The sequence below is a fragment of the Corallococcus interemptor genome, from assembly GCF_003668875.1.
Lineage (GTDB): Bacteria > Myxococcota > Myxococcia > Myxococcales > Myxococcaceae > Corallococcus > Corallococcus interemptor.
Window position 1 is genome coordinate 107,625 of the sequence record NZ_RAWM01000004.1, and the last position, 13,443, is coordinate 121,067.

Annotated in this window: 13 protein-coding genes; 7 read left to right on the top strand and 6 right to left on the bottom strand. The window is 70.8% G+C overall.

Translation table 11 applies throughout. The annotated features are described in order from the left end of the window. Window positions 1–77 precede the first annotated feature (77 nt). The 4 genes from D7X96_RS02725 (at window position 78) to D7X96_RS02740 (ending at window position 5,667) form a co-directional block, all read left to right on the top strand. On the top strand, window positions 78–983 hold the full coding sequence (locus tag D7X96_RS02725) for a hypothetical protein (protein ID WP_233610092.1): 906 nt from the start codon (window positions 78–80) through the stop codon (window positions 981–983). A 105-nt stretch (window positions 984–1,088) separates the two neighbouring features. Next, window positions 1,089–3,329, top strand: a complete 2,241-nt coding sequence (locus tag D7X96_RS02730) for a DUF4139 domain-containing protein (RefSeq protein ID WP_121724567.1) — start codon at window positions 1,089–1,091, stop codon at window positions 3,327–3,329. Then, a complete protein-coding gene (locus D7X96_RS02735; RefSeq protein WP_121768903.1) occupies window positions 3,329–4,888 on the top strand; it encodes a mucoidy inhibitor MuiA family protein in 1,560 nt (519 codons plus the stop codon). Before D7X96_RS02730 ends, D7X96_RS02735 begins: the two co-directional genes overlap by 1 nt. A gap of 14 nt (window positions 4,889–4,902) precedes the next feature. Next, window positions 4,903–5,667: an alpha/beta fold hydrolase gene (locus tag D7X96_RS02740; protein ID WP_121768904.1), complete on the top strand. Its 765-nt coding sequence runs from the start codon at window positions 4,903–4,905 to the stop codon at window positions 5,665–5,667. On the opposite strand, the gene D7X96_RS02745 is transcribed toward D7X96_RS02740, so the two are convergent. The 3 genes from D7X96_RS02745 to D7X96_RS02755 form a co-directional block, all read right to left on the bottom strand. Beyond that, window positions 5,668–6,096 carry a hypothetical protein gene (locus D7X96_RS02745; protein WP_147468207.1) on the bottom strand — a complete coding sequence of 143 codons (429 nt, stop codon included), beginning with the start codon at window positions 6,094–6,096 and terminating at the stop codon, window positions 5,668–5,670. Between the two features lie 67 nt (window positions 6,097–6,163). After that, window positions 6,164–7,324 (bottom strand): FAD-dependent monooxygenase, encoded by a 1,161-nt coding sequence (locus D7X96_RS02750; RefSeq protein ID WP_121768905.1) that lies wholly within the window; start codon window positions 7,322–7,324, stop codon window positions 6,164–6,166. A gap of 30 nt (window positions 7,325–7,354) precedes the next feature. Next, the gene (locus D7X96_RS02755) at window positions 7,355–8,203 is read right to left on the bottom strand and encodes an MBL fold metallo-hydrolase (RefSeq protein WP_120551528.1); all 849 of its coding nucleotides are present in this window, start codon (window positions 8,201–8,203) and stop codon (window positions 7,355–7,357) included. 245 nt (window positions 8,204–8,448) lie between these two features. Between D7X96_RS02755 and D7X96_RS02760 the strand changes: the two genes are divergently transcribed. Both D7X96_RS02760 and D7X96_RS02765 read left to right on the top strand, forming a co-directional pair. Beyond that, window positions 8,449–9,042, top strand: a complete 594-nt coding sequence (locus D7X96_RS02760; protein WP_244219424.1) for a hypothetical protein — start codon at window positions 8,449–8,451, stop codon at window positions 9,040–9,042. 26 nt (window positions 9,043–9,068) lie between these two features. After that, entirely contained in the window at window positions 9,069–9,938 is an 870-nt protein-coding gene (locus tag D7X96_RS02765) for a type VI immunity family protein (RefSeq protein ID WP_244219426.1), read from the top strand. A 22-nt stretch (window positions 9,939–9,960) separates the two neighbouring features. Here the strand turns inward: D7X96_RS02765 and D7X96_RS02770 are convergent, their stop codons facing one another. Both D7X96_RS02770 and def read right to left on the bottom strand, forming a co-directional pair. Beyond that, window positions 9,961–11,028 (bottom strand): NADH:flavin oxidoreductase/NADH oxidase, encoded by a 1,068-nt coding sequence (locus tag D7X96_RS02770; protein ID WP_121768907.1) that lies wholly within the window; start codon window positions 11,026–11,028, stop codon window positions 9,961–9,963. After that, a complete protein-coding gene (def, locus tag D7X96_RS02775) occupies window positions 11,025–11,651 on the bottom strand; it encodes a peptide deformylase (protein ID WP_121768908.1) in 627 nt (208 codons plus the stop codon). Before def ends, D7X96_RS02770 begins: the two co-directional genes overlap by 4 nt. Before the next feature lie 138 nt (window positions 11,652–11,789). On the opposite strand from def, the gene D7X96_RS02780 reads away from it, so the two are divergent. Continuing rightward, complete coding sequence (locus tag D7X96_RS02780) at window positions 11,790–12,287, top strand: hypothetical protein (RefSeq protein WP_120551532.1); 498 nt, start codon at window positions 11,790–11,792, stop codon at window positions 12,285–12,287. Between the two features lie 2 nt (window positions 12,288–12,289). Here D7X96_RS02780 and D7X96_RS02785 read toward each other — a convergent pair whose 3' ends face one another. Beyond that, the gene (locus tag D7X96_RS02785; RefSeq protein ID WP_121768909.1) at window positions 12,290–13,441 is read right to left on the bottom strand and encodes a fatty acid desaturase family protein; all 1,152 of its coding nucleotides are present in this window, start codon (window positions 13,439–13,441) and stop codon (window positions 12,290–12,292) included. Window positions 13,442–13,443 lie beyond the last annotated feature (2 nt).

Sequence of the window (13,443 nt, forward strand, 5' to 3'; positions counted from 1 at the left end):
GGGCCTGCTCGGCTTCAACGCAAATTTCCACCCCTCGCTGAATCCCCCTCTGGAGAGAGATGATGCGCTCGAATTGGATGACGTGGTCCCCCGCCCTGCTGGTCTCCGCGGGCCTGATGCTGGCCGCGTGCGGAGGTCCGGAGCTGGAGGTTCCCACCCAGGACGTGTCTGCCATTGGCACGGTGGAGGGCGAAGCGAACTCGCCCATCTATGACCGTGCTCGCGCGTTCGCGGCCGCCAATCCCAAGCGCGACGGCGGTTCGTGGAACCAGTGGTGCGGTTCGCTGATGGTCCGCTTCGGCCAGCTTCCGGACTCCGCCGTGCGCCCCACGGCCATCGAGGCCTACCGCGCATCGCGCATCGTCTCCACGGACGCGTCCAAGGCGCTGACGGGGGCCTTCCACTGGTGGGACATCGGCTCCGCGGGCCACGTGGGCGCGGACCTGAACGGCGGCGGCGGCACGGTGTTCATGGCCACGTACAACCTGGCCCAGTCGTGGGGAGATGCGATTGGCGTCAACAGCGTGTCGGGCTACTCGGCGAAGACGGGGGCGCGGTACCTGGGTTGGTCCATGGACTACGCGGGCGGAACCATCGCGGGGGGTGGCCAGGCGCCGGGCGGCGGCACCAGCAGCCTGCCGCAGACGACCACGGAGTTCGACGGCATCCCGGGTGAAATCTATTACAAGCGCATCCAGACGGTGGGCCAGCGCGACTACGGCTACACGGGCCCCATCGACGGCGTGACGGGTCCGGCCACGGAGAAGATCCGCGTGCGCATCACCGCGCGCGAACTGAACCGCCGCGGCAGTCCCCGCACCTCCGCCGAGGACGATGGCATCCCGGGCTCCATCTACTGGACCCGCGTGCAGACGGTGGGCCGCGCGTTCGGCTACACCGGCCCCATCGACGGCATCCCCGGCCCGAACACGTACAAGGCCGAGCACCAGATCTGCGCGTACGCCGTGAACCGCGCGTTCTGACCGAGCATGAGGCCCGACGGCGCGGTGCGTGATCCACTCACGCACCGTCGCCATGCATGGGCGCGCCGGGGTAGCGTGCGGACCTCTCCACGGAAGAGGGGGCCCATGCGCGTCGTACCGTCCGTCCTGGAATCCGTCACCGTTCACGCCGAGGGCGCGCTGTGCACACGCGCGTTCGTGCTCTCGCCCGAGAACGGACACCTGCCTGGCCAGGTCCGCGTCGACGGACTGCCCCTGGCGCTGCGCACGGGCTCGTTGCGTGCCCGCGTGGTGGAGGGGCCCGCGGACCTGCTCGTCCGCGACCTCAAGCCCACGTTCGACGTACGGCTGCCGCCGGAGTCGGAGCTGCCCGCGGAGCAGCACGCGCTCGAGGCGGCGGAGGCGGCCCTGTCCGCCGTGCATGGCCGGCTGGAGCGGGTGCGCTCGGAGATCAAGGCGCTCCGGAACCTGACGCCCACCTGGCCCGCCCAGCGCAAGGGCCAGCCTCCGCGCGAAGCCCCGCTGGCCGCGATGCTGTCGCTCACCGGCTTCGTGGACGCGGAGCTGGCGGAGCTGCAGGCGCAGGAGCTGGACCTGGAGCGCCAGCACCGCGACGCCACGAACGAGCTGGAGCTGCGCCGCCGCCGCGTGCAGGAGCTGTCCTCCGCGAGGAACGTGGACCGGGCCCGGCTGTTCCGCGCGGCGCTGCTCACGCTCTCCGGCCCCATCGCCGCGAACGCGGACGCGCGCCTGGTGCTGGAGTACGCGGTGGCCGGCGCGCGCTGGGTGCCCACGTATGACCTGCGCCTGCCGCGCACGCTGGAGGAAGGCACGCTGCGCATGCGCGCCGCCATCCTCCAGCGGACCGGCGAGGACTGGACGGGAGTACGGCTGGCCGTCTCCACCGCGAGCCTGGAGCGGCGCGCGGAGGTGCCGGAGCTGAAGTCGCTGCGCATCGGCCGCAGTCAGCCGCCACCCGCGCGCTCCGGGTGGCGTGAGCCCGCGCCCGGCCTGGAGGAGCTGTTCGCCGGCTACGACGCCGCGCACGTGGCCCGGCCGGAGTCCGTCCCCGCCAGGCCCCTACCGCCTCCGATGTTCGAGGAGCCGGAGCCGGAAGCGGATGAAGACGCGTACGAGCAGGAGCAGCCGTACAAGGAGATGGCGACGTTCGGAGGCGCGGCCCCCGGTGGCGCACCGCCCAGCGTGTCCGCTCCGCCTCCGATGCCACCGCCCATGGCGGCCCCCAAGTCCTCGGGAGCATTCCTCGTGGGAGGCGCCCGTCCGTCGTCGCCCCGTCGCAGCGCCGCGCCGGCCGTGAGCATGCCCGCGTCCCGGGGCGGTGGTGGCGGCATGGACCGCATGAAGAGCAAGAAGCGCGCGGTCGAGGTGGACGAACTCGAAGAAGCGCCGATGGCGGACATGGCGATGGACGAAGGAGGCGGCGCCGGTGATGAGCTCCGGCGCGCGGCGGGCCTGGAGCCGGCGGACGGCCTGTTCGACTACGACTCGCTGACGCTCGCCTCCGCGGCCTCTTCCGCGCAGCGCGGCCGGCTGCGCCCCCGTCCCGCGCTCGTCTCGCAGGCGATGCTGTCACTCACCGCGGTGAGCGTGCAGGTGGAGGTGGTGCGTCTGGAGGCCCAGGCCTTCATGTTCGCCGACGCCGTGCACATGGTGACGCCGCCCACCTGGTCCGTGCCGCCGCGAGAGTCCGCCCGGCACTTCGATGCGCGCTTCGACGCGGAGGCCGTCGCGGACGTGCCGTCCGATGGCGCGTGGCACACCGTGCCCATGCTGACGGTGCCCCTGGAGCTCAAGGTCGAGTACGTCTGCGTGCCCTCCGTGGAGCCCCGCGTCTTCCGCACGGTGCGCCTGGACAACGCGTCGCCGCATCCGCTGCTGGCGGGGCCCGTGGACGTGACGCTCGGGGACGAGTTCCTGATGACGTCCCCTCTGCCCACGCTGGGGCCGGGCGAGACGCAGCGGCTGGGCCTGGGCGTGGAGGAGGCGCTCCAGGTGGCGCGCAACACGCGCTTCGAGGAGGCCTCCGGCGGCATGTTCGGCAACAGCACGGTGCTCACGCACCATGTCTCCGTGGAGGTGGCCAACCACCTCTCCCGCCCCGCGAACATCGCCATCTCCGAGCGCATTGGCGCGGTCCCCGAGTCCCAGAAGGACCTCAAGGTGGAGGAGGCGGAGGTGGTGCCGCCCTGGCAGAAGCCCACGCCGCTGCCGGGTGAGGCGCCGGTGGAGGGCGAGCGGGTGTGGCGCGTGAGCGTCCCCGCCGGAGAGAAGCGTTCGATGAAGGCGACGTGGGTCGTGAAGCTGCCCTCCAGCAAGATGCTGAACGGCGGGAACCGGAGGACGTGATGCGCACTTCCATTCTGTTGCCCCTGGTGAAGGTGACGGTCCTGGAGGACCGGGCGCTCGTCGAGCGCAGCGGCACGGTGACGCTGCCCCCGGGCCCCTGCCGCCTCGTGGTGGACGGGCTGCCGGCGGTGGCGGTGGACCGCTCGCTCCAGGCGAAGCTCACCGGCGGCATGGTCACCCAGGCCAGCCTGCGCCGTTCGATGCGCGCGGTGCTGCCGGAGGCGCTGCGCGAGCACCATTCAGTGCTGGCCCGCCGCGCCTTCGAGCGCGAGCAGGTGCTGGCCCGCGCCCAGGCGGAGGTGCGGCGCCTGGAGGCGAGGCACGGCCTGCTGGAGACCGCGCGTCAGGAGGTCCTGCGCGCCATCTCCGAGCGCACCGGCGCCGGTGAAGCGGATCCGGCCAGGTGGAAGGAGCAGCTCGCCACCATCCGTCAGGAGCAGACGGCGGCGGACGAACAGCTCCTCCAGGCACGCCGGCAGCTGGGCCGCCTGGAGCGGCAACACATCCAGGAGACCCGCGACGTGCTGGCGCGCACGGAGGTGCCTGAGCCCACGCTGGACGTGCAGGCGGAGCTGGACGTGAGCCACGCCGCCGGGGGTGAGGCGACGTTGACGCTCAGCTACCTGGTGCCCTGCGCCGCCTGGCGGCCGGCCTACCGCGCGCGGCTGGGGACCACGGAGGCGGCGTCCTCGGTGACGTTGGAGTGCGAGGCCGTGGTCTGGCAGAACACCGGCGAGGCCTGGAAGGACGTGACGCTGGCCTTCTCCACGGCGCGGCCCACGCTGGGCGCCACGCCGCCCCGGCTCACGGAGGACTGGCTCACGCTGCGCGACAAGACGACGCGCGAGAAGCAGGTGGTGGACGTCTCCATCCGAGAGGAAGCCCTCCAGGAGACGGGCGAGGCCGGGACGACGAAGGCGGCGGACGCGCTGCCCGGCATGGACGACGGCGGCGAGCCGGTGACGCTGTCCGCGCCGCACAAGGCCACGGTGCCGTCGGACGGCGAGGCGCACCGGGTCGCGCTGTTCGCGTTCACGTCTCCGGCCACGTCGGAGCTGGTGGCCTGCCCGGAGCAGTCGCCGCTGGTGCACCGGGTGGCGAAGTTCGACAACACGGGCCCGGCGGTGTTGCTCGCGGGGCCGGTGGACCTGGTGCGCGCCAACGGCTACGTGGGCCGCGCGCAGCTGAAGTTCGCGGGCCGGGGCGAGCGCGTGAAGCTGGGCTTCGGCAGCGAGGACTCGCTGCGGGTGTCGCGGCAGGTGGACGTGGGCGAGGAGGTCGCGCGCATCACCGGCCGGCGCACGCGCACGCAGAAGGTGAAGCTGTTCGTCTCCAACATGGGCGCGAAGCCCGCGGCGCTCGCGGTGGAGGAGCGCATGCCCGTGTCGGAGGTGGAGGCCGTGGAGGTGGCGCTGCTCAAGGACGCCACGAAGCCCGCGCCCACGAAGGTCAGCGACGAGGGCATCGTGCGCTTCGAGTTGAGCGTGCCGCCGCGCTCGCATCAGACGGTGAACTTCGGCTTCACGGTGGCCCGCGCCGCGAAGGTCGCGGGCCTGTAGGGAAACCCACCGCCATGCCCTTCGCGACGAAGTCCGGCCGCCGCATCCACTACGAGGTCCAGGGCCACGGCCCTCCCCTGCTGCTCCTGCACGGCCTGCTCCAGATGGGCTCGCACTGGACACTCAAGGGGTACGTGTCCGCGCTGACGGACGCGTACACGGTGGTGACGTTCGACTCGCTGGGGCATGGACAGAGCGACACGCCGCACGAGCTGGAGGCCTACGCGCTGAGGCATCGCGTGGAGGACGCGCTGTCGGTGCTCGACACGCTCTCCATCGGCCGGGCGCATGTGTGGGGTTACTCCATGGGCGGCTGGACGGTGTGTGGCCTGGCGTCCTTCGCGCCGGAGCGGCTGGCGTCGTACGTGGTGGGCGGGTGGGATCCGGTGGTGGGCCTGCCCGTGGCCTACGCGGCGCTGGAGAAGCAGCTGAAGCCGGGCACGAACGTGGACTGGTTCCAGGTGCTCCTGCTGGGAGCACGGCGGGCGCCGGAGCTGGCGGGGGCCATCGACAGAGGTGACCTGGAAGCGCTGCGGCTGTGCATGAAGGTCTGCGAATCCTCCGCGGGCCTGGATGAACCCCTGGTGCGCTCCGGCAAGCCGGGGCTCCTGTATTGCGGCGCGATGGACCCGTATCACGGCTCCATGAAGGCCGTGGCCCAGAGGGCCGGCGCGGCGTTCGCGACCATCGAACACGCCGACCACGGAGGAGCGTGGGCCAAGGCACCCAAGGTGCTGCCCCACGTCCTGCCGTTTCTCGCGTCCGTGACGCGGTCCTGATCAGTTCGAGGACTGGATGGCGATCACCCGGACGTCGGCGTCCTTGCCGTTGAGCCAGGCTTCGCCCCGGCCGAACATCACGCCGTCGGCGTTGACGAAGAGGTCCTCGTAGCGCTGCCGGGTGATGACGTTGGCGATGGCCGGTGTGACGATGACGTCGTAGTGCCGCACGAACGCCGCGGCGTCGGGCAGCTTCACCTGCCTGCCGCCCACGGTCGCGGCGAAGGGATACGCCACCAGCGCGCCCACGGCCTTCGCGTCGTGCGCGGCCACGGCCTTCTGGAACGCGGCGAAGGCCGCTTCGTACTTCGCGGGCTCGCCGAGGATGTCCTGGATGCGGGTGTTGACCGGCGCGTTCTCATCAACATGCGGGCGATCATTCGCGCGCACGAGGACAAGGGCGGCAGGCCGCGTGGGTTTCGTCTGCATGAGCTCCCCCCGCCAGGACAGACTGCGTGCTCCTGGCAAAGACAGACTCTACAAAGCCGGATTTGTCTCAGCGCATTCCCTGGACCAGCGTCCATAGCTGACGTCTCGCGGCGGACTGCGGGACACGCCGGAATAGTGCATCGCGGACAAAGCGTGCGACTCCGGTCTCCCATTGGGCCACACGTCCCACCTGATGTGAGCGCACGACCAGCGCGTTGGCACGTTTCACCCGGCGGGATTCGTATGCGCGCAGTGCGTCCTCCACGCTGCCAGGCGCCGCGAGACATTCTCCCAGCACCACGCCGTCCTCGATGGCCTGACAGCCGCCCTGCCCCAGGTTCGGGGTCATGGGATGCGCGGCGTCTCCCAGCAGCGTCACCCGTCCCCGGCTCCAATGCGGCACCGGCGGGCGGTCGTGGATGTCCGTGCGCAGGACGCGCTCGGGCGGCGTCGCGGCGAGCAGCTGCGTGATGGGGGCGTGCCATCCGGCGAAGCGCTCCTGGAGGACGGCGAGCGTCTGTCCCGGCGCATCCTCCGCGCCCGCGGGCGCATTCAGCGTGGCGTACCAGTACACCTCGCCATGGCCGATGGGCACGATGCCGAAGCGGGCACCGGGCCCCCACGTCTCCGTGAAGTGGCCCGGTTGAACCAGGTCAGCGCCCACGCAGACACCGCGCCAGCTCGTGTAACCGGAGTAGCGCGTGGGCTGCGCGCCCAGGAGGCCGCTTCGCACGGCGGAGCGCAGGCCATCCGCGCCCACCAGGACGTCGCCGGTGACGGTCTCTCCCGTGGACTGCGTCACCGTGACGCGGGCGCCGTCATCCTGGAAGCCCGTCACGCTGACGCCCAGCCGCACGGCCTCCTCAGGGCCCGCGTGAGCGCGCAGCACGGCCTGGAGGCGCGCGCGGTGCACGGACACCATCGGGATTCCCAGCTCGTCCTGGAGCGAGCCCACGTCGACGGCGGTGATGCGGGCGCCCTTCGAGTCGAGGATGAGGGTCTGCTCGGCGCGTTGCCCCTCCGCGACCACCGCGTCACACAGGCCGATGCGGCGCAGGGCGACCGCCGCGTTCATCTGCACGATGAGGCCCGCGCCCACGGGCCGCAGGGCTTCGGCGCGCTCGAACACGGTGGCCCGGATGCCCGCGCGCTGGAGGGCACAGGCCAGGGTCAGGCCCCCGATGCCTGCTCCAGCGATGAGGACGTGGCGGGTGGATGCGGACGACATGGCGGCCTCCGGACCTGCCGGCGCCACGGGTCAACCGAACCAGCGGCCGGCGTCTGGAGCAAAGACTCGCACGCGTTCGAGCAGCGACGCCGGCAGACGGGCCTGGAGCGTCGCGTGGACCTGCGCGGGGCTGTAAGCCTGACTGAAGTGCATCAGGACCAGGGCCTCGTTCTGGAAGCGGTCCGCCATGGAGGCGATCTCCTCCAGGTGGATGTGGGCGCGCTCCTGCGCGTCGCGCACGGTGCGCTCCGCGTCAATGAACGTGCACTCGAGGATGAGCACGCGGCTGTCGAACAGGGACGGCTGGCGCTCCAGCACGTTGGAGAGGGTGTCCGTGCAGTAGGCCAGCTCCAGGCGTTCGACTTCATCGAATAGGGGCTCGCCCGCCTGACGGCGGCGCCCGATTTCGGCGGGAGGCAGCTCGCGGAACTCGGGCTTGAGCTTCGTGACGCGGCGGAGGAACTGGTAGCCCAGCGACGGCACGGGATGGTGCGTGCGGAACGCGCGGACCCACAGGTCCTGCTGCACCTTCACGGTGTCACCCGGGCGCAGCGGGACGGTGCGGACATCGGACTTCACCCGGTGCAACCGGCCCAGGGCCGCGAGCGCCTCCTGCACGGGCGCTTCAATCTCCGCCGGCAGGTAGATGAACGGCGCCCCCTTCCCCACGAGCGCGCGGATGCCCAGCAGCGAGCCCAGCGCGCTCGCATGGTCCGCGTGGCCGTGGCTGAGGAAGATGCGGTCGGTGGTGGCGAAGGAGCGGATGGGGATGCCCGCGTCGAGCAGCACCCCCAATTCCGGCACCAGGAGCGACGTGTACACGCCGCCCACGGACACACCGCGCACGGTATAGGGTCCCGCCTGCACCTCGGTCAGCATGAGGGAAAGCTTATGCGGACTCCGGAAGGAAGGCGCCCATGCGGTTGAGTCGAGGATGGGTGTGGCTTCCCGCGTTCACGGTGCTCTTGCAGGCATGCGGAGGCGCGCGCAGGCCGAGCCAGTACGAGTTCGACAGCGCGACGGCCGGCTGCAGGACAAATCCCGCCTCCTGTGCCCAGGCCGCAGGAGAGGAGGCGGTGCTTCCCAGGGCCGTGCGGACTTTCGCGACGGCGGGAAGCTCCGTCGTGGCGGCCGTGAAGATCCTGGATGCCGCGCTGAAGCAGCAGGTGACAGAAGCGCTGGAGGAGTGCGCGGACAAGGCACGAGCAGAGGTCATTCTCCCGAACTTCGGGACCCGGAGCCCGACGCCCCGGGAGTGCGACGAACAGGTCCGCGGCGCCCAGGGCAGGACCATTACCCGCGCCATGAAGCTCGGGAATGAGATGCACCGTGTCGCCTTGCAGTGCGCGGAGGAGAAGCTGAACCAGCTCCGCCCGAGGGGCTTCAGTCTGGAGCCCACGTATCTCTATAACCTGGACAGTGCGAAGACGACTTGGTTGTCACCCGCCGAAGTGGCTCGCATCCGGCAGCGTGGCAGCCTGGGAGAACTGAAAGGGTCTCTCGTTCCCGATGTGGTGCTTCACACGGGGGACCCGGCGCAGGTTCAGGCCGTTTATGACTTCAAGTTCCCGTGTGCCGACGTTACACGTCCAGCCGAATGGAGGGACTACCCTTCAGGACACTCCTATTCCGGCAGCAACCAAGGCGCCATGTATCGCAAGGCATTCAAAGTGGACAGGCCGGTCATGATCCAGCCATGGCTCGGAGCAGGTTTCTGACAATGACATCCCCAAGATTGCAGATCATGCGTAGAAACAGAGCCGTCACTCAGGTGAACGTGAGCATTTGCTTCTATCTCCCCAAGCCCACGGCAGATGTCGCACAAGCCATCTCCCTGTCTCTTCAACGCTTCGTCGATGCTATCGGCATCCATGCACTCAACTATTACTTTGGGGAGGACGGCGAGCCTCGGGAGCTGGACGATGCCGCGTGGGCAACCATTCGAACGAAGCTTCATCACCCAGTCGCGCCCTCCGTCATTCTCTTCACGGATGCGCCCTACCCCGAGAAGATTGAGTTCGAGTACCGGGGCAAGGACATCCATGCAGCCATCCACCGTCGCGATCCAGGGCCTGTGTGCGCGGTCCGATTCATCGTGCCCCTGTCCTGGATGAACACCCACGGGCCCGACGGCGTCCGGAAGCTGGCTTTGGCCCTGGCGGCCCCGCTGCCCTTCAGCTCCGGGCACGCGGGCCTGGCCGTCACCGGCTTCCTCGGGGTGGGCTCTGTCACGTCAGAGGTGGTGCCCCAATTGGTCCAGCACCCCGGTGTCGACCTCATGGAGCTGGATCTGGTCTCCTGCGAGATCGGCACCCGCCTACGCGTCCCGCACTGGATGACGTTCATCGGCGAGCCTTCGCTGAGCGCCATGGGCGGCGTGGACTTCCTGCGCTCCCAGCTCCACGCGCCAGGCACCACCGTGGAAGCGCTCGACGCATCCCGTGCCGTCGTCACGCTGGGCCCCGAACCGCTCGCTGGCGGTCCGGACCAGCCGCTTCCGGCCTACCGGGAGCTGGCCCGCGTCCTGGAGCCCTGGGCCTTCCACGCCACCTGGAACCCCGCGGACTTCCCCAAGGAAGACTTCTTGCCGTGGGACCGCCGGTTCCTCGACTGAACCGGCAGCCCCTCCCCGCGCTTCAGTTCTTCGCGCGCTCGTACTGGTGCGGCCACAGCACGTCCGAGCGCAGCTCCTTCGCGGCGCGCAGCGGCCAGTACGGATCCCTCAACAGCTCGCGCGCCAGGAAGACGACGTCCGCCTGCCCCGTGGCCAGGATGTGCTCGGCCTGGTACGCGGAGCGGATCATCCCCACCGCGCCTGTCAGCAGGCCCGCCTCCTTGCGCACCTGCTCCGCCAGCTGCGTCTGGTAGCCCGGCCCCACCGGGATCTTCGCGTACGGCACCACGCCGCCGGACGAACAATCCAGCAGGTCCACGCCCTCCTTCGCCACCAGCTTCGCCAGCGCCATGGAGTCCTCCGGCGTCCAGCCTCCCTCCACCCAGTCCGTCGCGGAGATGCGCATGAAGAGCGGCAGCGACTCCGGCCACTTCGCCCGCACCGCGCGCGTCACCTCCAGCGCGAAGCGCGTCCGGTTCTCGAACGTGCCGCCGTACCGGTCCGTCCGCTTGTTCGACAGCGGCGACAGGAACTCGTGCAGCAGGTAGCCGTGCGCCGCGTGCAGCTCGATGACCTGGAACCCCGCCGCCTTCGCCCGCACCGCCGCGTCCGCGAACGCCTTCACGATGCGCTGGATGCCCGCCTCGTCCAGCGCCGCGGGCACCGGGTAGCCCTCGTCGAACGCCTCCGTCGTGGGCCCCAGCACCTGCCAGCCGCCGTGCTCCGGATCCACGCGCTTGCCCGCGTCCCAGGGCCGGGGCGTGGAGGCCTTGCGCCCCGCGTGCGCCAGCTGCACGCCCGACGCGGCGCCGTTCTGGTGCATGAAGCGGTTGATGCGCGCCAGCTGCTCCACGTGCGCGTCCTTCCACAGCCCCAGGTCCTGCGGCGAGATGCGGCCCTCCGGCTCCACCGCCGTGGCCTCCGTCACCACCAGCCCCGCGCCCCCCACCGCGCGGCTGCCCAGGTGCACCACGTGCCACTCGTTCGCGAAGCCGTCGTCGCTCGAGTACTGGCACATGGGCGAGACCACCACGCGGTTGCGCAGGGTGATGTCGCGCAGCTTCAAGGGGGAGAACAGCTTGCTGCTCATGTCGGGTCCTTTCGGGGAAGCGAGGGGGTCTGCTCCGGCAGCCCCAGCGCCGTGCGCACCTGGGCCGTGCTTTTGCCCAGCCAGTGCCGGCGGTGGTTCTCCTGCGTCGTGAGGCTGCGCGTCTCCATGCGGTCCACGTAGAGCGTGCCGTCCAGGTGATCCAGCTCGTGCTGGAGGATGCGCGCGTACCAGCCGCGCGCGGACACCGTCACCGGCTGCCCGTTCTCATCCAGCGCCTCCACGCGCACGCCGCGCGCCCGGGCCACCAGCGCCGCCAGGCCGTTCACGCTCAGGCAGCCCTCGTGGAACTCCATGGGCGTGGGGTCCTCCACCACCAGCTTCGGGTTGATGAGGACGTGGAAGGCCACCGGCGCCCGCTCGCGCAGCGCCAGGTCCGCGGGCGACGCGCCGGCCTGGTACTCGGCGCGGTCTTCAATCACCACCAGCCGCAGGCCCACGCCCACCTGGGGCGCCGCGAGCCCCACGCCGGGCGCGTCCCGCATCGTGTCGCGCATCCACTGGATGAGCCGCCGCGTGTCCTCGCTAGGGATTTCTTCCGGGGTGAGCTCCCGCGCGCGCTGGCGCAGCACCGGCTCCCCCGCCTGGACGATCTTGAGCACCATGGTGGCCCCACCGTAACAACCGCTCTCCCGCCGCGCCGCATCGCCGTGGGACCGGCATGGGCCCGGCCGGCCGGTTCCCCACGGAGAGGGCAGCCCCTGGCGTGGAGGGGTGCCACTGACGGTAGGCTGTGTCGCACCATGGCTCGCCGCAAGAAGGCCGACGAAACCACCGCGCGCGTGCGCAACCTGCTCGCCCTCGACGCCGCGGGCATCATGCGCCGCCTGGCCGCACGCCGGGACGAGATGTTCCTCCTCTTCTCCCGCCTGCGCAGCCGCGGCCCGCTGGTGGAGACGGTGGCCTCGCGCTACGCGGACGGCGCCTTCGCCCAGCTCATCCACCTGACCGAGCAGGAGCAGGCCGTGGTGGACCACTTCTACGGACGCCTGGACGAGCTGCGCTGGTACTTCACGTACACGGAGGACATGCCCGGCACCGCGCAGCAGACCTTCAGCGCGCTGCACCGCCGCCTGGAGGAGAGCTACCGCCTGTTCGTGGAGACCCTGGGCCTGCCCGTCCAACCCGACGGCGTGCGCGTGGTGAACGCGGAGGCCGTGCGCCAAGAGGACACGGGCTCGGAGGCCACGCCCGTGGCGCTCGCCCCGCTGCCCCGCCGGGGCCGCGCGCCGCCGGCCTGAGCCTAGGCCGCGGAGGCCTCGGCGCGAGCGTCCGCGGCGGACATCCCGGGCGCCGCTGCCTTCACCAGCCGCTTCATGGACGCCTTGCCCACGACGACGTCCACCATCTTCCGCGCCCGCGTCCAGACGCTCTCCTGCACGTAGGGGATGCCGTACTTCTCGCAGAGGGCGCGCACGTGCGGCTGCGCCTCGCGGTACTTCAGCATCGGCAGGTCCGGCCAGAGGTGGTGCTCAATCTGGTAGTTCAGCCACAGGTGGGCGTAGTCGTTGAGGTCGCCGCCCGTGCGGTAGTTCGCGCTGCCCACCACCTGCTGCACCATGCGCTCCGCCTTGTTCGCGGGCGCGGAGTCGAAGCGGTACAGGTCCTCGCCGGTGTGGTTGGGCCCCACGACGAAGAAGGTGTGCAGGTTGGTGACGACGTCCGCCAGCACGGAGTTGCAGAACACGCTGAACGCCGCCCACGGTGACACCAGCAGGAACGCCGCGGGGTAGAGCCCGAAGAAGACGGTCGCGTACGGCAGGTAGCAGCGCGTGAAGAGCTCCCACAGCTCCGCGCGCGTCAGCGCCCCACCCTCGCGCCGGCCCTTGCGGCGCAGCGAGCCCAGCGTCTCCGGCGCGTAGTAGCTCGCGCGCCAGGTGACGGCCAGCAGCGCCAGCTGCACGTAGCGCAGGGCCAGCGGCCGGCCGTTGTCGCGCAGCGAGCCCTCCGCGTTGCGCTCCAGCAGGTCCGGATCCGCGTCCTCGCCGGTGTGCGAGTGGTGCAGCACGTTGTGCTCGAAGACCCACGCCTCCGGCAGCATCCAGTCCAGCCAGTCCACGAACCGGCGCTTCCCCTTCGCGAAGCCCTTGCTGGTGCGCGACGCGGGCATGCCCGGCACGCGGTCATACCCGCGGTGCCCCACGTGGTGCATGAGCAGCCAGCGCGTGGAGCGGCCCAGGCCCAGCGCCATCGCGGAGAGCGGGTTGGGGGCGATCCACGCCGTGGCCACGCCCAGCACCGACGCGGCCTTGCCCCAGCGCTCCATCTTGCGCAGGTGCGCCGCGTCCGCCTCGCCCAGGTTGGCGTCCAGCCGGGCGCGCAGCTCCTTCAGCTCCCGGTAGAAGCCCTCCACGTCCACGGAAGCCAGGTCGAAGTCGGGGGTGGCGCGGGACATGC

Bases quoted from the DNA above. Each gene is read 5' to 3' on its own strand.
- D7X96_RS02725 (WP_233610092.1), top strand. From the start codon at position 78: ATGACGTGGTCCCCCGCCCTGCTGGTCTCCGCGGGCCTGATGCTGGCC.
- D7X96_RS02730 (WP_121724567.1), top strand. From the start codon at position 1,089: ATGCGCGTCGTACCGTCCGTCCTGGAATCCGTCACCGTTCACGCCGAG.
- D7X96_RS02735 (WP_121768903.1), top strand. From the start codon at position 3,329: ATGCGCACTTCCATTCTGTTGCCCCTGGTGAAGGTGACGGTCCTGGAG.
- D7X96_RS02740 (WP_121768904.1), top strand. From the start codon at position 4,903: ATGCCCTTCGCGACGAAGTCCGGCCGCCGCATCCACTACGAGGTCCAG.
- D7X96_RS02745 (WP_147468207.1), bottom strand. From the start codon at position 6,096: ATGCAGACGAAACCCACGCGGCCTGCCGCCCTTGTCCTCGTGCGCGCG.
- D7X96_RS02750 (WP_121768905.1), bottom strand. From the start codon at position 7,324: ATGTCGTCCGCATCCACCCGCCACGTCCTCATCGCTGGAGCAGGCATC.
- D7X96_RS02755 (WP_120551528.1), bottom strand. From the start codon at position 8,203: ATGCTGACCGAGGTGCAGGCGGGACCCTATACCGTGCGCGGTGTGTCC.
- D7X96_RS02765 (WP_244219426.1), top strand. From the start codon at position 9,069: ATGCGTAGAAACAGAGCCGTCACTCAGGTGAACGTGAGCATTTGCTTC.
- D7X96_RS02770 (WP_121768907.1), bottom strand. From the start codon at position 11,028: ATGAGCAGCAAGCTGTTCTCCCCCTTGAAGCTGCGCGACATCACCCTG.
- def (WP_121768908.1), bottom strand. From the start codon at position 11,651: ATGGTGCTCAAGATCGTCCAGGCGGGGGAGCCGGTGCTGCGCCAGCGC.
- D7X96_RS02780 (WP_120551532.1), top strand. From the start codon at position 11,790: ATGGCTCGCCGCAAGAAGGCCGACGAAACCACCGCGCGCGTGCGCAAC.
- D7X96_RS02785 (WP_121768909.1), bottom strand. From the start codon at position 13,441: ATGTCCCGCGCCACCCCCGACTTCGACCTGGCTTCCGTGGACGTGGAG.